The 18,570-nt window shown below is 62.5% G+C and carries 15 protein-coding genes; 6 read left to right on the top strand and 9 right to left on the bottom strand.

Features of this window, described 5'->3' with window-relative positions:
• Positions 1–4: 4 nt before the first annotated feature.
• Positions 5–850 (top strand): 2-keto-4-pentenoate hydratase, encoded by an 846-nt coding sequence (locus ACR0E6_RS12070; protein WP_480583645.1) that lies wholly within the window; start codon positions 5–7, stop codon positions 848–850.
• On the opposite strand, the gene ACR0E6_RS12065 is transcribed toward ACR0E6_RS12070, so the two are convergent.
• From ACR0E6_RS12065 to ACR0E6_RS12050, 4 genes are read right to left on the bottom strand one after another with little or no spacing between them, the layout of a single operon-like run.
• Entirely contained in the window at positions 847–2,889 is a 2,043-nt protein-coding gene (locus ACR0E6_RS12065) for a hypothetical protein (RefSeq protein ID WP_480583642.1), read from the bottom strand. The genes ACR0E6_RS12070 and ACR0E6_RS12065 overlap by 4 nt on opposite strands.
• Positions 2,886–5,648 carry a DUF4159 domain-containing protein gene (locus tag ACR0E6_RS12060; protein WP_480583639.1) on the bottom strand — a complete coding sequence of 921 codons (2,763 nt, stop codon included), beginning with the start codon at positions 5,646–5,648 and terminating at the stop codon, positions 2,886–2,888. Before ACR0E6_RS12060 ends, ACR0E6_RS12065 begins: the two co-directional genes overlap by 4 nt.
• Positions 5,645–6,520 carry a DUF58 domain-containing protein gene (locus ACR0E6_RS12055; protein WP_480583636.1) on the bottom strand — a complete coding sequence of 292 codons (876 nt, stop codon included), beginning with the start codon at positions 6,518–6,520 and terminating at the stop codon, positions 5,645–5,647. Before ACR0E6_RS12055 ends, ACR0E6_RS12060 begins: the two co-directional genes overlap by 4 nt.
• Positions 6,517–7,524 (bottom strand): AAA family ATPase, encoded by a 1,008-nt coding sequence (locus ACR0E6_RS12050; RefSeq protein WP_480583633.1) that lies wholly within the window; start codon positions 7,522–7,524, stop codon positions 6,517–6,519. Before ACR0E6_RS12050 ends, ACR0E6_RS12055 begins: the two co-directional genes overlap by 4 nt.
• A gap of 64 nt (positions 7,525–7,588) precedes the next feature.
• Between ACR0E6_RS12050 and ACR0E6_RS12045 the strand changes: the two genes are divergently transcribed.
• Positions 7,589–8,170 (top strand): DUF1285 domain-containing protein, encoded by a 582-nt coding sequence (locus tag ACR0E6_RS12045; protein WP_480583630.1) that lies wholly within the window; start codon positions 7,589–7,591, stop codon positions 8,168–8,170.
• Here the strand turns inward: ACR0E6_RS12045 and ACR0E6_RS12040 are convergent.
• A complete protein-coding gene (locus ACR0E6_RS12040; protein ID WP_480583627.1) occupies positions 8,167–9,111 on the bottom strand; it encodes a DMT family transporter in 945 nt (314 codons plus the stop codon). The genes ACR0E6_RS12045 and ACR0E6_RS12040 overlap by 4 nt on opposite strands.
• Positions 9,112–9,285: 174 nt before the next feature.
• Between ACR0E6_RS12040 and ACR0E6_RS12035 the strand changes: the two genes are divergently transcribed.
• Complete coding sequence (locus tag ACR0E6_RS12035) at positions 9,286–10,038, top strand: hydroxypyruvate isomerase family protein (protein WP_480583624.1); 753 nt, start codon at positions 9,286–9,288, stop codon at positions 10,036–10,038.
• Between the two features lie 73 nt (positions 10,039–10,111).
• Positions 10,112–10,342 (top strand): DUF2798 domain-containing protein, encoded by a 231-nt coding sequence (locus tag ACR0E6_RS12030; protein WP_170453539.1) that lies wholly within the window; start codon positions 10,112–10,114, stop codon positions 10,340–10,342.
• A gap of 45 nt (positions 10,343–10,387) precedes the next feature.
• Here the strand turns inward: ACR0E6_RS12030 and polA are convergent, their stop codons facing one another.
• The 3 genes from polA to ACR0E6_RS12015 form a co-directional block, all read right to left on the bottom strand.
• Positions 10,388–13,183: a DNA polymerase I gene (gene polA, locus ACR0E6_RS12025; RefSeq protein WP_480583621.1), complete on the bottom strand. Its 2,796-nt coding sequence runs from the start codon at positions 13,181–13,183 to the stop codon at positions 10,388–10,390.
• Positions 13,184–13,253: 70 nt separating this feature from the next.
• Complete coding sequence (locus ACR0E6_RS12020; RefSeq protein ID WP_480583618.1) at positions 13,254–13,724, bottom strand: hypothetical protein; 471 nt, start codon at positions 13,722–13,724, stop codon at positions 13,254–13,256.
• Between the two features lie 82 nt (positions 13,725–13,806).
• Entirely contained in the window at positions 13,807–13,983 is a 177-nt protein-coding gene (locus tag ACR0E6_RS12015; protein WP_480583615.1) for a zinc-finger domain-containing protein, read from the bottom strand.
• An 87-nt stretch (positions 13,984–14,070) separates the two neighbouring features.
• Between ACR0E6_RS12015 and ACR0E6_RS12010 the strand changes: the two genes are divergently transcribed.
• Positions 14,071–15,060, top strand: a complete 990-nt coding sequence (locus ACR0E6_RS12010; protein WP_480583909.1) for an ABC transporter ATP-binding protein — start codon at positions 14,071–14,073, stop codon at positions 15,058–15,060.
• A gap of 10 nt (positions 15,061–15,070) precedes the next feature.
• On the opposite strand, the gene ACR0E6_RS12005 is transcribed toward ACR0E6_RS12010, so the two are convergent.
• Positions 15,071–15,535, bottom strand: coding sequence for a DUF1203 domain-containing protein (locus tag ACR0E6_RS12005; RefSeq protein ID WP_480583612.1), 465 nt, complete (start codon positions 15,533–15,535; stop codon positions 15,071–15,073).
• Between the two features lie 109 nt (positions 15,536–15,644).
• Between ACR0E6_RS12005 and ACR0E6_RS12000 the strand changes: the two genes are divergently transcribed.
• Positions 15,645–18,563 (top strand): error-prone DNA polymerase, encoded by a 2,919-nt coding sequence (locus tag ACR0E6_RS12000; RefSeq protein ID WP_480583609.1) that lies wholly within the window; start codon positions 15,645–15,647, stop codon positions 18,561–18,563.
• Positions 18,564–18,570: the final 7 nt, after the last annotated feature.

Here is an 18,570-nt window from a genome sequence, read left to right as displayed (position 1 = left end):
TGATATGCGGTTTTGGCTTGCACTGGCTGTCGCGATGACGGCCTCTTCGGCGTCTGCCGAATGTGCCTCGGACGCGCAGATCGAGGTCTTTGTGCGCGACTACCTCTCCAATACCCCAACAGCCGCCCTGTCGCCGGATGGAACGATGGAGGATGCGCTGTGTACCCAGGCCAAGCTGGCCGAGGCCATGGAACCGCATCTGGGCCCGGTCATCGGCTACAAGGCGGGCCTGACCAGCGCACCGGCGCAGGAACGGTTCGGGGCATCCGAACCGGTTCAGGGCCTTTTGTACCGGGACATGATGCTGGACGATGGGGCCACGGTTCCGGTGAATTGGGGGGCCCGGCCCGTATTCGAGGCCGACCTGATCCTTGTCGTCGGCGACCCCGCAATCAATCAGGCCACAACGCCCGAGGAGGTCATCCGCAACGTCTCGGCCATTCGTCCGTTCATCGAACTGCCCGATCTGACACTGGCCGAGGGGCAGCCGATCACGCCTGTGACCCTTACGGCCATTGGTGTGGGGCCGAAACTGGGCGTGTTAGGCTCGGAAATCGCCGTAACGGACCCATTGGCCATGACAACGGCGCTAAGTGACATGACGGTCACGCTCAGCGCAGTAGATGGCGAAATACTGGCGCAAGCGACGGGGCAGGCAGTGCTGGGGCATCCGGCCAATGCGGTGATTTGGCTGACCTCCAAAGGCATCACCTTTGAGCCCGGCGACATGGTTTCAGTCGGCTCTTTTGGTCCGCTGTTTCCACCGGCCAAAGCCAAAGGCGGCGCGTCTGTCAGCTATGAGGGGCTGCCGGGGAACCCATCGGTCAGCGTTATTTTCAGCGAAGACTAACGACGGCCTTCGCGCAGCCAACCGCCCAGCAGGAACCCACCCGCCAGCAACAGAACCAGCCAGGGCGGCAGCAACCCGGCCTGCGTGACATCGCGGGTCTCATAAGCCTCGCGCGGGGTCAGACCGATCCAGCCGCGTCCCGCCGCAGGACGCCCGGCCCGAACGTTGCGGATCGAAGGCAAGCCATCTTCCAAGCGGATCACCCCGCCACGCATCTGCGCGATTACAGGATCAAGCACATCGCCGGTGGCGATGGTGCGTTCAAATTCCTTGGGTGCAGCGGGTCCAAGGCCGATCACCGCCATCAACTCGCCTTCCTGCAAACGGTAAAGGCCGATCTCAGGCCCGAAATACTGCGCTTCGAACCGACCGGGAGTGACCTCGTCGAACGTGATCTCAAGCGTTTCGCCATTTGGGCGGGTGATTGTGACCGGCCCGACCTCATCCTCAAGCGTCTGGCGGATGATGCGCATGGATTGACCATTGGCCTCGGCCCATAACGCCTCTTCCTCAAGCTCGGGCTCTTTCATCATCCAATGGGCCAACCGGCGGAGCAGCTCTAGCTGCGGGCCGCCACCCTCGTAACCCCGGCTCCACAGCCAGGCATGGTCCGAGGCCAGCATCGCCACGCGCCCTTCGCCCACGCGGTCCAGTACCAGCAGCGGGCGTTCGTCCAAACCGGTCATGAGAACCTGACCCGAGCGCTGGTTCACATCGATCTGGCGCAACCAAGCGCCCCAATCTTCGGAATCGCCCAGATTGGTGGTTACCGGATGCCGATGCCCCAGATCGCTGACCATGGGCACATAGCGTTCCTCGATCACCCTTGCCGTGGGTTGCGCAGGCAGGATGGGCGCAAGCGGAGAACGGAAGATACTGTCTGCACTAGCGAAATCGGGACCCGCCGCGATCAGCACGGCACCGCCGCCGTTGATGTAATCGGTCACGTTATCCAGATAGATCGCGGGCAGGATGCCGCGGCGTTTGTAGCGGTCAAAGATAATCAGATCGAAATCATTGATCTTTTCCAGAAACAGCTCGCGCGTCGGGAAGGCGATCAGTGACAGTTCATCCACCGGCACACCATCCTGCTTTTCCGGCGGGCGCAGAATGGTGAAATGCACCAGATCAACGGAACTGTCTGATTTCAAGAGGTTCCGCCAGGTGCGCCCCCCCGGATGCGGCTCACCCGAGACCAGCAGAACGCGCAGCCGGTCGCGCACGCCGTTCATCTGGATCAGCGCAGTGTTGTTGCGGTCGGTCAATTCGCCTTCGGCCTGCGGGACCGAAAACTGGATCACATTGCGCCCGCCATGGGGCAGCGTGATCGGCAGTTCTACATCCACACCGATCGGAATGCGAAACTCTTCCGCCTCTCCACCGTCGACCGAGATCTGAAGCGGCGCGTTGGGCGCGCCGCCCGGCGCGGCACCGCTGTCTTCGACGCGCAGGGTCAGGGTCACAGGCTCGCCGATGATGGCAAAGGCGGGTGCATTGCGAACGATCAGCCTGCGGTCCCAGTCGCTTTCGCGCCCGGTTTGCAGCAGATGCAGGGGCGCAGGCAGATCCGGGGCCTGATCGACATCGTGCACGATCCCGTCCGAGACGACCAGAACGCCCGCAATCCGTGCGCGCGGTTCCTCGGCCAAAGCGGCGTTGACGGCGGCCATGACCTGCGTGCCCTCATCACCGTCCCCGTCGCCAACGCGAATGCGGCGCAGTTCGGTGTTGTCACGGGATTCGATCTCGGCGGCCAGCGCCTCGGCGGCCTCGGCAGTCTGATCAGCGCGGTCGGAAAGCGTCTGACTGGCGCTTTCATCCTCAATCATCAGGACAATGTCGGTCAGCGGCGCGCGGTCTTCGATCTGGTACACGGGGCCAGCCAGCGCGGCGATCAACACCAAAGCCGCCAGGCCCCGCAGCGCCCAGCCGGACAGGCCGCGCCAGACAGCCAGAATCACCCCGCCAACCGCAAGCGCGGCGACAATCGCCAGAACGGGCCATGGGATCAGCGGATCGAATATGACGGTTCCGGTCATTGTCCCAATCTGTCCAGCAGAGCAGGCACATGCACCTGATCGGATTTGTAATTTCCGGTCAGCACATGCATCACCAGATTAACGCCAAAGCGACTGGCCAGTTCGCGCTGACGCTCACCCGCATAGCCGCGACCCACCGGCAGCAGGGCCTGCCCGTTGCGGTCCACGGCCCAGGCCCCGGCCCAGTCATTGCCGCCGATCACCACCGGCGTCACATTGTCGTTGAGGTTACGGAAGGGCATCCCCTCGATCTGTTCCGCATCCAACGGCGCGGCTTCGACCCAAACCTCGGTGCCTGAATAACGGCCCGGGAAGTCCTGCAACAGATAGAAGGTTCGCGTCAGGACATGGTCGCGGGGAATCGGCTCTAACGCGGGAATATTCAGCGGCCCGGCCAGTTGTTGCAGCTTGCGCCCATTGGGGCTTGAGGCCCCGAACCCTGCGATATCGGCGTCCCGCGTGTCGAACAGGATCATCCCGCCCGAGCGCAGATAGGCGTTCAGCTTGGCATAAGCCTCGGCTGAGGGTTGCGACTGATCGGGCGTGATCGGCCAATAGAGCAGCGGGAAAAAGGCCAGTTCATCGCGTTCCAGATCCACGCCGATGGGTTCCGCCGGTTCCACGGATGTGCGGTAGAACAGCGTTTGCGCCAGCCCGCGCAGGCCCGCCTGCGCGATGTCGTCCACCTGAGAATCCTCGGTCAGGACGTGGGCCAGAACCAATTCATGGGTGGCGGCCAGGGCGAAATCCGTCTCATCCGACGTTTGCGCCTGCGCCTCGGGCACCAGCAGCATGCCCGCAAGGGCCGCTGCGGTCGCCTTGGCCAGACCCAACCGGCCCGACAGCGCGAGTGAAGCGATCACGTCGATGGTCAGCAGGATCAGCGCGAGGCTGAGCAGCAGGCCACCCAACGGCGTCTCGGTCGTGACCTCCTGCCCCCGGATCGGCACGTCCGAGGGCCAGACCACCGGGCTCAGCACCGACTCCTCGGACAGAACGTTGCGCGCCAGCTTCTGCTTGCCGCTTTCATATAGACCCGGGCGAATGTCGGGGCCGATCTGACCCGAGACAAGTTCCACCCCGTCCACACCGGCCAGAGTACCCGCGTCGGACAGCACGCCAAAACCGTCCATGATCTGAACCGGCTCCCACGTGGTGCCTTGCAACTGCTCCACTTGCCGGGATTTGGCCGCCGAGGCGACAGCCAGACGGTCCAGCATTTCCACGAACAGGCCCGACAACGGCAGGCTGGACCATTCCGCATCCGCCGTCACGTGGAACAGCACGACCTGCCCCAAACCCAGCGCCTTGCGCGTGACCAGAGGTGTTCCGTCCGACAGCGACGCAATCACCCGATCCGCCAGATTAGGGTCTGGTTGCGCCATGACCTGTGTTGAAACCACCACGTCATCCGGGATTTGCAGCCCATAGAAGGGCGAGTCTTCGGGGAACGGGGCCAGCGTCTTGGCCTCACCCCAACTCATCGCGCCGCCAACGGTGCGACCGCCGCTGCGCAGCCTTACCGGCAACAGCGTATCTTCCTCATCGCGGCCCAGATCGCTGGCCGCCATACGTGGCCCAGCAAAGCGCAGCAGCAGCCCGCCCTGTTCGACCCATGCGGTCAGATCAGCCTCTTCCATGGCTGACATCTGGGCCACATCCGACAGAACGATGACATCCGGATTCGCAGGCAAAACCTCAAGCAACCCGCCTTCGACAAAATCCGCTGTGGGGACCAGCACCTGAGTCAGGTAGTGCAAGGGTGATAGCAACTCCAACCCTTCGCGGTTGATCGATCCGGCAATCAGCGCGACCTCGCGCCGACGCAGGCTGTCATCGGTCAGGGTGACGGCCCCGGCGGACCGCTGGCCCTGAAGCTCGAACCGGGTGATCCGTGCGCGCAGTTCCGAGGGCAGAGCCAGCTCGATCCGCGCCTCGGTTGCGCCGCTTTCAAAGGTCATTTCTGCGGATTGCAGAACACGCGCCGTCCCTGCCGGGTCACGGCCCTGCGCCAGAACCGTGATGCGCTGTTCCGGACCGGGTTCGGCCCGCAGCGCGGTCAGTTGGATCACCCCGTCCTGATAGGCCGCGGGCAACAAAGCAACTGCGCCAAAATTGGGCTGATACACCGTGACCTCGCCACGGGATTGCAGATCAGAGACTAAATCGGCGTGACCCTCATAGCTCAGCCGGTCGCTGAACCAATGGGTGTCAAAACCACCATCGACCTGCTCCAGCGCCGCAAAGACCTGTGCGATCTGCGTCTCGGTCGGTTGCCACGGGTTCGGGGCCAGTCCCGGCAAACGGTTCCGCCACGCCTCAGCCGCCTGAAACACCGGTGTTTCAGGCTCGGTCAGGCGCAGGATCGAGACAGGTCGCCCTGCACGCCCGGCCTCGGTCAGTTGCGCATCGATCTGATCCAGCGTCGCCGACCAGCGCGTCGCCCCGGCCCAGCTGGCATCCAGCACCAACAGCAACGGCCCGGTGCCCGTCTGATCGCGCGACGGGTTCAGAACCGGACCGGCCAACCCGATGATGATCGCCGCCGCTGCCAGCATCCGCAGCATGAGCAGCCACCACGGGGTGCGGTCCGAGACACTCTCGTCATCCTTCAACCCCAGCAGCAAAGTTACCGCCGGGAACAAACGCCGGATCGGCGCGGGCGGCACGGCGCGCAGGATCAGCCACAGGATCGGCAGGGTCAACAAACCCAGCAGCACCCATGGGGCGGTAAAGCCGATGCCAGCCAGAACCGTCATCGCATGCCCCCGTCCAGCGCCCGGTAGAGCCATAACAGAGCCGCTTGTGCACTGTCTCCGGTGTGGTGCAGGCCCAGTTGCCAGCCAGTTGCGCGGCACAATTGGGTCAACGCGTCCTTGCGCTGTGCCAACCGGTCCAGATAACGATCACGCAGGTCTCCGGCCTTCAGCGTCTCGTGCCGGGTCGTGCCGCGGACACTTTCAAAGATGGTGCGACCGCGATAGGGGAAGCTCTCTTCGGTTGGGTCCAACACCTGCAGGATCACGCCCCGCACGCCCCGGTCGGCGGCTTTGGTCAAGGCCAGTTCGACCTCATCCATCGGGCCGAGGAAATCGGAGATGAAAACAGCCCGCGCATGCGGGATCATCGCCCGGTGTTCGGGCGGGGCATAGTCAGGTTCGGCATCCTCGGACCACGCCTGCGCCAGCCGGATGATCTGCGCATTGCCGCGCCGGGGCGGCAGGGTGGTTCCGGTCAGGCCCACACGCTCGCCCCCGCGCACCAATAGGATCGAGGTTGCCAATCCCAGCAAACGCGCCCGGTCGGCCTTGGTCGGCAACTCTTTGTTCGACGCAAAGCGCATCGAGGCACCCTGATCGACCCACAGCATCACCGATTGCGCAATCTGCCATTCGCGTTCGCGCACAAATTGCTGATCACCGCGCGCTGATCGCCTGTGATCGATCATCCGCCGACTGTCACCAATCTGTGCCGGGCGGTACTGCCAGAAATCATCGCCCAACCCCGAGCGTCGCCGCCCGTGGTCACCCAGCAGGACGGTCCCGGCCAGATGTTCGGCACGCGCCAACAGGGGCGGCAGCCGGGACGCCTCGGCCTCGGATCTTTCGCGAAGGGTCAGCGCGGCATTCACGCCGCGGCCTCGGTCCGGATCAGACCGGCGGCGGTGGATTCGATCAGTTCAGACAAGCTGTCGCCGCGTGCCCGCGCCGCAAAGTTCAGCGCCATACGGTGGCTCAGGACCGGGCGGGCCATATCCAGCACATCCTCGGCATTCGGGGCCAGCCGCCCTTGCAGCATCGCGCGCGCTCGCACGGTCATCATCAATGCCTGCGCCGCACGCGGGCCGGGGCCCCAGGCGACGGTTTCGGCGACACGTTCCGAGGCTCCGGGCTCATCAGGGCGGAAGGCGCGCACCAGATCGAGGATCAATTCGACGACCGAGTCCCCAACCGGCATCCGACGCAGCAGGACCTGCGCGGCCAGCAACTCTTCCTTGGTGAAAATCTGATGCGCCGCGTCCTCTTCGACGCCTGTTGTGGCCAGCAGAATATCCCGCTCGGTCTGGCGATCCGGGTATTCGACGTCGATCTGAACAAGGAACCGGTCCAGTTGCGCCTCGGGCAGCGGATAGGTGCCCTCTTGCTCAATCGGGTTCTGCGTGGCCAGCACGTGGAACGGCACACCTAACGAGCGATCCTCGCCCGCCACTGTCACCGTGCGTTCCTGCATCGCCTGCAGCAGCGCCGACTGGGTGCGTGGGCTGGCGCGGTTGATCTCATCCGCCATCAGCAACTGGCAAAAGATCGGACCCGAGATAAAGCGGAAATGACGGCTGCCATCCTCGGCGGTGTCCAGAACCTCGGACCCCAGAATGTCGGCGGGCATCAGGTCCGGCGTGAACTGGATGCGATTGCCGTGCAGCCCCATGACGGTCGACAACGTCTCGACCAACCGCGTCTTGCCCAGACCCGGCAGACCGATCAGCAGGGCGTGCCCGCCGCACAAAAGCGCGGTCAGGGTCAGGTCCACGACCCGTTCCTGCCCGATGAAGCGGCGAGTGATCGAGGACTTGGCCTCTTGCAGTTTTGTTTCCAGCGCTTCGATCTCGGACACGAGGTCGGCAGGTTCGGTCATGACTTTCCCTTCCGTGGACTATTATAAATGAAGTGTATCGCGCTAAGAGGAAATGGCAAAAGCAATGAGCGGACAAAAACCTGTGAAACCTTCGCCGGATGGTCTGGCTGCATCAGTCAAAGCGGCCAAAACCAGGGGTTTACCGCCCGTTCACCTGTGGAATCCTCCGTTTTGCGGCGATCTGGACATCCGGATCGCACGGGATGGTACCTGGAGTTACTTAGGGTCGCCGATCAACCGGTTCGAGTTGGTGAAGCTATTTTCCTCAATTCTTAAGAAAGAAGTCGACAGATACTACCTCGTCACCCCGGTCGAGAAGGTGGGAATCACCGTCGAGGACGCGCCTTTTGTCGCTGTGGACTTTGACCAAACAGGCGACGACGCGGCGCAGGAGCTGACATTCACGACCCATGTGGGCGATACGGCGGTGGCCGGGCCGGACCATCCCATCCGCATTGTCACCGATCCCGAAACAGAAGAACCCGCGCCCTATATATTGATCCGCGCCAACCTTGAGGCGCGCATCGACCGCAAAAGCTTTTACCGGCTGGTCGACATCGGGACCGAGCACGAGGGGTGGTTCGGCGTCTGGTCCGGCGGGCAGTTTTTCCCGTTGATTGCGGCGGATGCGCTGACCGACGTCTAGGTTGATTGCGGGATCCTGCGGTCCTGCGCGACCACCACCGCCAAAGCAACGATCCCCGCGCCCAGCGCGCGTGTCCAGTCCCATGCCTCGCCCAGCACCAGCATGATGATCATGACGTAGAAGGGCGCGACATTGATGTGGAACGAGGTCAGCGCGACGCCCATTTTGCCAACAGCGGCAATGAAGAACACCTGGCTGATGCCCATTGAGACCAGCGCATAAATCACCAGCATCGCGCCTTGGGCAAAATCAACGGGCCGTGAGGGGCGCAGATCAAACCCAAGCAGATACGCCCCCAACAGCAGCACTGCCGCCATCATCAACGCGCCGACAAAAGTGATCGTCGACCGGCCCATCTGGCTGAGTTCAGGGAAGTCGCGCGCTGTGGCCATGCTGCCCCAGCAGAACAGAAACGTGGATACAACCGCGCAGGCCGCCCCCACACCCAGCTGTGCCGGAGCCAGCGCACTGGTGGCGATGATCCCACCGATGATCGAGACCAGGACGCCGAAGGCAAAGTTCCATCGCAGGCGTCGCGTGCCGGTTGCCATTTCAAGCAAAGTGGCGGCCAAAGGCGCGCAGGATGCGATGATCGCCACCGTCACCGGATCGGTCAGCTTTTGCGCCAGCAGGATCAGGAACATGCCGCCGCCGAACCCCACCGCTCCGATATACAGCGCCCGGCCCCAGCGGGCGTTCAGCACCCGCGCCGGACCGTCAAGCCAGATCCAGATCGGAACCATAACGGCCAAAGCCAACGCCATCCGCGCCGCAAACAGCGCAATCGGAGGCCAGCTGTGCAACAGGACCTCTGCCGCCGGAAACCCTGCCGCCCATGTCAGCATCGACGCGACCGCCAACCCGTTGCCGGACAGCGCAGCATTGCGGTCGGCGGGCAAAGCGAGTGTGGTCCCGCGCGCGGGGTCAGGGCTGTAAGCCATAAAGATCGGGCCTTTTTGTCAAAGCGGCGCCGGACATGATTCGCCGCATTGGGGCGGATGGTCCCTCAGACCCGATCCTTGATCTGGTCGATTTTCGACAATCTGTCGTTTTCAGTCCCTTTCCTGAAAACCGCCCGCTCGCTAAGGTCCGGTGACCAAACACCTGGACCGCTCATGCCCAGATTTGCCGCCAATCTCTCGCTGCTCTTTGCCGAGCTGCCCTACCTGGATCGCTTTGCCGCCGCAGCCGAGGCCGGGTTCAAGGCAGTCGAGATTCTGTTCCCCTATGATCTGGCCGCGAAAGAGATCCGCCGCGCCCTGTTGGCCAATGGGCTGGAACTGGTTCTGATCAACGCCCCACCGCCCAACTACACCGGCGGGCAGCCCGGTTACGCGGCACTTCCTGGCGGCGAGGCGCGGTTTCAATCCGATATCCGCCGGGTTCTGCGCTATGCCGACGCGCTGCGCCCGAAGATCATCCATATCATGTCCGGCTATGCGTCCGGGCCACAGGCGATGGCCAGCTTCGTGCAAAACCTGCAATGGGCGGCCGAGATCGCGCCCACCCAGCAGTTCACCATCGAGCCGCTGAACCCGGTGTCCCAACCGGGCTACTTCCTGAACGACTACGCGCTGGCGGCTGAGGTTCTGGACCAGGTGGATCGCTCCAATATCGGTCTGCAATATGACAGCTTTCACGCCGAAATGATCCATGGCGACGCGTTGACCATCTGGGATCAATTCCATGATCGCGTGGTGCACGCTCAGATCGGGGCCGCGCCGGATCGGTCGGAACCCGGCAGCGGACACACGGATTTCGACAGGCTTTTCAGTGCGATGGACAATAGCGGCTATACTGGGTGGGTCAGCGCGGAATACACGCCCTCAACGCGCCGGACCAAGGAGTCGCTGGGCTGGATGCGGTAGTCCGATGGCAACCACTGGCATTTGCAGTCAAAATACCCCACATGTTGCCAAGGCCAATGAACGGATGATGCCCATGACCGCCGCCCGCCTATCGCATGTCGTGTTTTGCCTGATCATGTCAGGGCTGATGTCCTGCATCGTAACCGGTATTGCGACGGTCAAGGCCGTGGGGCTGGGTCCCACCACCGTCTCGGACTGGATGGCCTCGTGGATGTTCTGCTGGCCCATCGCCTTCGCGGTCATTGTGGTTCTTGGGCCTGCAGTGAAACGGCTGGTGGACCGACTGGTCAGGCCCAAAGCCTGACCCGCTGCGAAGAGGGCCCGCCGGGCCTGATGAGCAGCGCCTTCCTTAATGCGCTTCGGCCCAGTTGGCCCCCTGCCCGGCATCCACTTCCAGCTTCACATCCAGTTTGACGGCCGGGTCCGATGCACCCTCCATCACGTCGCGCGCCACACCGATCACCTGATCCACTGCATCTTCGGCCACTTCAAACAGCAATTCGTCATGCACCTGCAACAGCATCTTGGCAGGCAGCCCGTTGATCGCATCCGGCATCCGCACCATTGCGCGCCGGATCACATCCGCCGCCGTGCCTTGGATCGGCGCATTGATCGCCGCCCGGCGCGAGAACCCGGCATGTGGCCCCTTGGCATTGATCTCGGGCGTATGGATTTTCCGCCCGAACAGGGTCTGGACATAGCCATGTTCCTTGGCGAACGCGACCGTATCGTCCATGTACTGGCGAATGCCCGGAAAGCGCTCGAAATACCGGTCAATGAACCCCTGCGCCTCAGCCCGGGGGATGCGCAGGTTGCGCGCCAGACCAAAGCCCGAGATGCCATAGATCACACCAAAGTTGATCGCCTTGGCCTGACGACGAATATCCGGCGTCATCTCATCCAGCGGCACATCAAACATTTCCGAGGCGGTCATGGCGTGAATGTCCAACCCGTCCGAGAATGCCTGTTTCAGCGCATCAATCCCGGCGATATGCGCCAATATCCGCAGCTCGATCTGGCTGTAGTCGAGGCTGACCAGCACATTGCCCGGCTCGGCAATGAACGCCTCACGAATGCGCCGCCCTTCCTCGGTGCGCACCGGGATGTTTTGCAGGTTCGGATCGGTCGAGGCCAGACGCCCCGTGCTGGCCCCGGTGATCGAATAAGACGTATGCACCCGCCCGGTATCGGGGTTGATATGGGTCTGCAAAGCATCCGTGTAGGTCGATTTCAGCTTGGACAGCTGCCGCCAATCCAGCACCCGGCGCGGCAATTCATGCTCGGTCGCCAGATCCTCAAGCACATCCGCCCCGGTCGAGTATTTCCCGGTCTTGCCCTTCTTGCCGCCTTCCAGCCCCATCTTGTCGAACAGGATCTCTCCCAACTGCGCGGGTGAGCCGACGTTGAAATTCTCACCGGCCAATTCGTGGATTTCAGCCTCTAACCCGGCCATTTTCTGGGCGAATGCGTTGGACATGCGGCTCAGCACATCGCGGTCAACCTTGATGCCATGCATCTCCATCTCGGCCAGCACCGGCACCAGCGGGCGTTCGAGGGTCTCATACACCGTCGTCACCTGCACCTGATGCAGTTGCGGCTTGAACAATTGCCACAGGCGCAGGGTGATATCGGCGTCTTCGGCGGCATAGGCGGTGGCTTCGTCAATCGGCACCTTGTCAAAGGTGATCGCCGACTTGCCCGAGCCCAGCAGCGGTTTGATCGGGATCGGCGTGTGGTTCAGATAGCGTTCGGATAGCGTATCCATACCATGCCCATGCGCGCCGCCATGCATGGCATAAGACATCAGCATCGTGTCATCGATGGGGGCCACGTTGATGCCGTACCGCGCGAAAATCTTGGCATCATACTTCATATTCTGCCCGATCTTCAGGATCGACGGATCCTCGAATACCGGTTTCAGCAGATTCAGAGCCTCATCCAGCGGCATCTGCCCTTCGGCCAGCGCATCGGTTCCAAACAGATCATCGGTCGCGCTTTGCCGGTGGATCAACGGGATGTAACAAGCCTCGCCCGGCTCAATGCACAGCGAAATACCGACCAGATCGGCAATCATCTCGTTCAACCCGGTGGTCTCGGTATCCACCGCAACCCAGCCGCGCTCATAGGCCTGATCGATCCATTTTTGCAGCGCCCCGGCATCGCGCACGCATTCGTATTTCGATGCATCAAATGGAATGGCCTCGGCCTCAACCTCTTCGACCGGCGCGGGCGCATCAGCAATCACCGGGGCCTCGGCCCCCAGCTTGTCGGCGATGCGCTTGGTGAGGGTGCGAAATTCCATCTCGGCCAGAAACCCCAACAGGGTTTCTGGATCGGGGTCTTTCACCTCAAGATCGTCCAGCGTGAAATCCAGCGGCGTTTGCTCATCCAATTGCACCAGCTTCTTCGACAGCTCGATCTGGTCGCGCTTTTCGATCAGGGTCTGGCGGCGCTTGGGCTGTTTGATCTTCTCGGCATTGTCCAACAGCGTTTCCAGATCGCCATATTCATTGATCAGCAAAGCGGCGGTCTTGATTCCGATTCCCGGCGCGCCCGGCACGTTGTCCACCGAATCCCCGGCCAGCGCCTGCACATCAACCACCCGTTCGGGGCCAACGCCGAACTTCTCGAACACCCCATCGCGGTCGATGCGCTTGTTCTTCATCGCATCCAGCATTTCCACGCCGTCGCCGACCAGTTGCATCAGATCCTTGTCGGAACTGACGATGGTCACACGACCCCCGGCCTCACGCGCCTGAACGGCCAGCGTGGCGATGATGTCGTCGGCCTCATAGCCCTCAAGCTCCTTGCAGGCGATGTTGAACGCTTTCGTCGCCTCGCGGGTCAGGGGCATCTGCGGGCGCAGATCCTCGGGCATCGCCTCGCGGTTGGCTTTGTAGAGATCGTACAGATCATTGCGGAACGTGTGCGAGCCCTTGTCGAAAATCACCGCCACATGGGTCGGCGCACCTGGCCCGGCGTTCCCTTCGACATATTTCTGCAGCATGTTGCAGAACCCCGAAACCGCCCCGATCGGCAGCCCATCGGATTTGCGCGTCAGCGGAGGCAGCGCGTGATAGGCCCTGAAAATAAAGGCCGATCCGTCGATCAGATGCAGGTGACACCCTTTTCCGAAATTGCTCATGCGCGCTCTCCCTGTCGGTCAGGGATGGTTCTGCCACAGGGGCAGGCGACTGACCAGTCAGGAACGTGGGTTAACCACCAAAGAGGCCGCTGAAAACGTCCGAGAAGCTGTTCAGAAGCGCCATGATCACCAGCACGCCAAGGAAGGCGAAAAAGGCAAAGGCGAAGAACTGGAACAGGATCGCACCGATGCCAACGCAGACACCCGCGATAGCAGGGCGCATCCGTTCGTGGCGCAGAATGCCAATTACCGAGACAACAATCGCCAGCCCGCCCAGCATGGCCACGCCGATTTGCAGGAAATCGTCCAGATCGCGGGTTTGGGCGACCGGTTCAGGCTGTTCCAGCCCAGCGGCAGCGCGGAGGGTCGATTTTCCAATCTCGGCGGCCAGTTCCCCCAGCGACACGCCGGTTGATTGCTGCGGCGCAAACGGCCCGGCCCAGAACACAAACAGCGCGGCAAACAACGCCATCGCCGCCAGGCAAAATCCGATCCAGCCAAAAACCGGGCTGGCGTTCTGTGTAGCAGTCATGTCGGTCATCGCACTCACCCGCGTTGGTCCCACCAAAGAGTTACCATGAGAAACGCGGCAAGATTTGGGCAGCGACCGAAGCGGCGGACGATCAGCCTTGCTCTGTGCCCCTCAGAACATATTTGCAGTCGCAATAGGGGCATTCGACCCAGCCGGTATCCTCGGGGATCTGCAACCAGACGCGCGGATGACCCAATGCGCCCTCACCCCCGTCGCAGGCGACACGGGTGGTTTCGACGATCCTGGTTTCCGGGGCTTCAATGGTCACGGCTGGCGATCCTTCTGCGGTTGTCGGCCTCGCGGGCATGTACTAGGTGCGTTTATGAGCGATGAGCAAACCGGGGGCAAGAGCCACATGGCCGATGCGGCAATCAGGATCGAAGGGCTGCGCAAGACCTATCGCGGCAGCAAGGGCCAGCCCGAGAAACAGGCGTTGAAAGGTATTGATCTGACCATCCCGCGCGGGTCGGTCTTTGGGCTGCTGGGGCCAAACGGGGCCGGGAAATCGACGCTGATCAATATTCTGGCCGGGCTGGTGGTGAAATCCTCGGGCAATGTGTCGATCTGGGGCTTCGATCAGGATCAGAACCCGCGCCAATCCCGCGCCGCCATCGGCGTGATGCCGCAGGAACTGAACCTCGACCCGTTCTTCACCCCACGCGGCGCGCTGGAAGTTCAGGCCGGGCTGTATGGCGTGCCAAAGGCGCAACGCCGCAGCGATGAGATCCTTGAACTGGTCGGCCTCAGCGACAAGGCCGAGGCTTATGCCCGCACCCTGTCGGGCGGGATGCGCAGGCGGTTGCTGCTGGCCAAGGCGCTGGTGCATCACCCCAAAGTGCTGGTGCTGGACGAACCGACGGCAGGCGTGGATATCGAGCTGCGCCAGATGCTGTGGGCCAATGTGCGCAAGCTGAACGAACAGGGCATGACCATCATCCTGACCACCCACTATCTGGAAGAAGCGCAGGAAATGTGCGACCAGATCGCCATCATCAATCACGGCGAAAAGATCGCGCAGGACAGCACCGCAAACCTGCTGGGCCGCATGGACAGCCGCACCATGGTGATTGTCCCCGACCGTCCTGTCACCGATTTGCCCGCGGCCGAGGGCGTCGAAGCCACGCTGCGTGACGATGGCAATCTGGTGTTGAACTACCGCAGCGCCCAAACCAGCGCCGAGCAGGTTCTGGAATCCGTCCGCGCCGCAGGTATCCGCATTCGCGATGTCCGGACCGAGGAAGCCGACCTCGAGGATGTCTTCCTCGCCCTGACATCCTCGCGCGCGGATGAACCGGCGGACGATCAGGACCAGCCGCGCCGGGGGATGCACCGGGTCAAGCTTTAGGGTCAGGACCCTAGCCCCGGTCGATCCGCGCCTGATAGCAGTTGTTGCGGGCAGAGCGGACGTGGATATAGGCGATATCCGGACGGGCAAAGATGTCCCGGACCTTTGCGCCGATCTGATCCGTGGGCGTGATCGCCCCGGTGCCATAAACGATCCGGTTGTCCGTCCCATAGCCTTTGATCAGATAGTCCGGCGAGGTGGTCAGAATCTCGGGCAGTTCCGCGCCCTCATACCGCTGACAAGGCGCCGCACACAGAAAGATCGGGCCGGTTTCCGCATAGGGATGTGTCTCTAAAAAGGGCCGATGCGACAATATCAGCATCTCTTCGCCTTCGGGAATGTTGCGCAGGCAATGGCGGCAGGGATTGCCGGCGCCGGTCGAAACGGCCCGCTCGGGCGGGACACCATAGGCATCCGGGCCGCCTGCCTGAAGGGCGCGGACATCGTCGGTGGATAATGCGGTGATCTTGAACATATCGGGCCTCCTTTTTCCTGACCCTGCCCGCCTCATCGGCCTCAATCGACCCGTTTCCTGCGCAAAGGACTCGAAAAAGAACAAAACGTGAATATAATGTGGAATCGTCATGTATGCCGAGCTGTCGATCACGTCGAACTTCACCTTCCTCACCGGGGCCTCTCACCCCGAGGAGTATATGGAGCGTGCCGTCACCCTGAACCTGCCCGCCATCGCCATTGCCGATGACAACTCGGTCGCCGGAATCGTGCGCGCCCATACCCAAGGGCGCGAGATCGCCCGCAAGGTCCGCGAGCGGCTGGAGTGGGAGGCGCAGAACACCTCCATCGGCCCGCCCTGCCCGGACCATATCCCCAAACCGCCCTCTTACCCCATCCATGCGGTGCCCCGCCTGATCCCAGCCGCGCGACTGATCTTTACCGATGCACCTACTGTCACCGCCCTGCCCTTGAACCGGCAGGGCTGGGGCAACCTGTGCCGTATCCTGTCGGCGGGCCGCCTGCGCGCCGAGAAAGGCGATTGCATCCTGCACCTGTCCGATCTTTTGGAGTTTTCCGACGGTCTCCACCTGCTGCTCTGGCCACAGGCGGATCGACCCCCGGGCGGCGCGAGCCCTTGGCGGACACAGGCGCAGCAGCTGACGCGCCGCTTTGCCGGGCGGATGCATCTGTTGATGCACCCCCGGTATGATGGCGCAGACAGCATCTATTTCTCTTTATTAGAGACTGAATCCAAACATCTCGGCATCCCCACCCTCGCCAGCGCCACGCCGATGATGCATCACGGTGCGCGCCGCAAACTGGGCGATGTGCTGACCGCCATCCGCCTGCGCCGCAAGGTGGATGATCTGGGCCGGGACGCACTGGCCAATGGCGAACAGCGCCTGCGATCCGAGGCTGAGATGCTGCGCATCTTCAAGGGGCATGAAGGGGCTGTCGCCCGCGCCCATGACCTCAGCGAACGGCTTACCTTCTCGCTGGATGAATTGCGCTATGAATACCCCAGCGAGGGCAGCGCGCAGGAAACCCCAACCGAACGCCTGCACCGTCTGGCCCATGAGGGGCTGAAATGGCGCTACCCGGCGGGCGCATCCGAGAAGGCCAGGAAGATGCTGGCCCATGAGCTCACCCTGATCGGCAAGCTGAAATACGAACCCTACTTTCTGACCGTCCGGGACATCGTCAAATTCGCGCGGTCCCGCGATATCCTGTGTCAGGGGCGCGGCTCGGCGGCCAATTCGGTGGTCTGCTACTGCCTTGGCATCACCGAGGTCAGCCCCGAACTGGGCACGATGGTGTTCGAACGCTTTGTCTCTGAGGCCCGCGACGAACCGCCCGATATCGACGTGGATTTCGAACACGAACGCCGCGAGGAGGTGATTCAGCACATCTACGACCGCTATGGCCGGGACCGCGCGGGCCTCTGCGCCACGGTGGTGCATTACCGTGGTAAACGCGCCATTCGCGAGGTTGGGCGGGCCATGGGTCTGACCGAAGACACGATCTCGGCGCTGTCCTCACAGTTATGGGGTTTCTTCTCAACCGTCGGGCTCGAGGCGCACCGGATGCGCGAGATTGGCCTCGACCCCGAAGATCGCCGCCTGAAACAGACCCTGTCTTTGGTCTATGAGATCGATGGCTTCCCCCGTCACCTGTCCCAACATGTCGGCGGGTTCATCATCACCGAGGGGCGTTTGGACGAACTTGTCCCCATCGAAAATGCCACGATGGAGGACCGCACCGTCATTTGCTGGGACAAGGATGATATCGACTCGCTTGGTATCCTCAAGGTCGATGTGCTGAGCCTTGGTATGCTGACCTGCATTCGCAAGGCGTTCGACCTGATTGGCCAGCACCACCAGACCAGCTACACGCTGGCCACCCTGCCGCCCGAAGATCCCCAAGTATACGATATGCTGTGCAAAGCGGATTCGGTTGGCGTGTTTCAGGTGGAATCACGGGCACAGATGAATTTCCTGCCCCGCATGCGGCCGCGCAATTTCTATGATCTGGTGATCGAGGTCGCCATCATCCGCCCCGGACCCATTCAGGGCGACATGGTCCACCCCTATATCCGCCGCCGGAATGGCGAGGAAGAGGTCAGCTTCCCCTCGGACGAACTGGGCGAGGTGCTGGGTAAAACGCTGGGCGTGCCGTTGTTTCAGGAACAAGCGATGCAGATCGCAATTGTCGGCGCGGGGTTCACCCCGGAACAGGCCGACCGGCTGCGGCGGTCTCTGGCAACCTTCAAGAAGCATGGCAATGTCAGCGAGTTTCGCGCGCTGTTCCTGCGCGGGATGAAGCGCAACGGGTATGAACAGGATTTTGCGGAACGCTGTTTCTCACAGATCGAAGGGTTCGGGTCCTATGGCTTCCCTGAAAGCCACGCGGCCAGCTTTGCGCTGCTGGTCTATGCCTCGGCCTGGATCAAGTGTCACCACCCCGGCATCTTCGCCTGTGCGCTGCTGAATTCGCAGCCGATGGGGTTTTACGCCCCCGCCCAGATCGTGCGGGATGCGCGCGAACACGGGGTTCAGGTGCGCCCGGTCTGCATCAATGCCAGCTTCTGGGACAACGTGATGGAGCCGGATGGCCAGGGCGGCTTGGCCCTGCGGCTGGGGTTCCGTCAGATCAAGGGCCTCAGCGAAGAGGACGCCAGCTGGCTGACCGCCGCGCGCGGCAATGGCTACCATCAGGTGGATGACGTCTGGCGCCGTGCGGGGCTTGGCCCATCGGTGATCGAGCGGCTGGCCGAAGCCGACGCCTTCGCCGCCTGCGATCTGACCCGGCGCGAGGCGTTGTGGCAGGCCAAGGCGATTGCCACCGCCAAGCCCTTGCCGCTGTTCTCGCAGGATCTGGAAGGTGAGGCGCTGGATGAGCCCGAAGCCTATCTGCCGCAGATGACGTTGGGCGAGCAGGTGGTCGAAGATTACGTCGCCACCCGCCTCAGCCTGCGGGCGCATCCGGTCGCCCTGCTGCGGCATCTGCTGACGCCGGATCAGCGCGACAAAACCACGCCTGTCGCGTGACGACAGA

The organism is Ruegeria sp. AP12 (genome assembly GCF_056540025.1).
The sequence above is the reverse complement of the archived record's forward strand: the minus strand, read 5'-3'. Positions and strand labels throughout refer to the sequence as shown.

Bases quoted from the DNA above. Each gene is read 5' to 3' on its own strand.
- ACR0E6_RS12070 (WP_480583645.1), top strand. From the start codon at position 5: ATGCGGTTTTGGCTTGCACTGGCTGTCGCGATGACGGCCTCTTCGGCG.
- ACR0E6_RS12065 (WP_480583642.1), bottom strand. From the start codon at position 2,889: ATGACCGGAACCGTCATATTCGATCCGCTGATCCCATGGCCCGTTCTG.
- ACR0E6_RS12060 (WP_480583639.1), bottom strand. From the start codon at position 5,648: ATGACGGTTCTGGCTGGCATCGGCTTTACCGCCCCATGGGTGCTGCTG.
- ACR0E6_RS12050 (WP_480583633.1), bottom strand. From the start codon at position 7,524: ATGACCGAACCTGCCGACCTCGTGTCCGAGATCGAAGCGCTGGAAACA.
- ACR0E6_RS12045 (WP_480583630.1), top strand. From the start codon at position 7,589: ATGAGCGGACAAAAACCTGTGAAACCTTCGCCGGATGGTCTGGCTGCA.
- ACR0E6_RS12040 (WP_480583627.1), bottom strand. From the start codon at position 9,111: ATGGCTTACAGCCCTGACCCCGCGCGCGGGACCACACTCGCTTTGCCC.
- ACR0E6_RS12035 (WP_480583624.1), top strand. From the start codon at position 9,286: ATGCCCAGATTTGCCGCCAATCTCTCGCTGCTCTTTGCCGAGCTGCCC.
- ACR0E6_RS12030 (WP_170453539.1), top strand. From the start codon at position 10,112: ATGACCGCCGCCCGCCTATCGCATGTCGTGTTTTGCCTGATCATGTCA.
- polA (WP_480583621.1), bottom strand. From the start codon at position 13,183: ATGAGCAATTTCGGAAAAGGGTGTCACCTGCATCTGATCGACGGATCG.
- ACR0E6_RS12020 (WP_480583618.1), bottom strand. From the start codon at position 13,724: ATGACCGACATGACTGCTACACAGAACGCCAGCCCGGTTTTTGGCTGG.
- ACR0E6_RS12010 (WP_480583909.1), top strand. From the start codon at position 14,071: ATGGCCGATGCGGCAATCAGGATCGAAGGGCTGCGCAAGACCTATCGC.
- ACR0E6_RS12005 (WP_480583612.1), bottom strand. From the start codon at position 15,535: ATGTTCAAGATCACCGCATTATCCACCGACGATGTCCGCGCCCTTCAG.
- ACR0E6_RS12000 (WP_480583609.1), top strand. From the start codon at position 15,645: ATGTATGCCGAGCTGTCGATCACGTCGAACTTCACCTTCCTCACCGGG.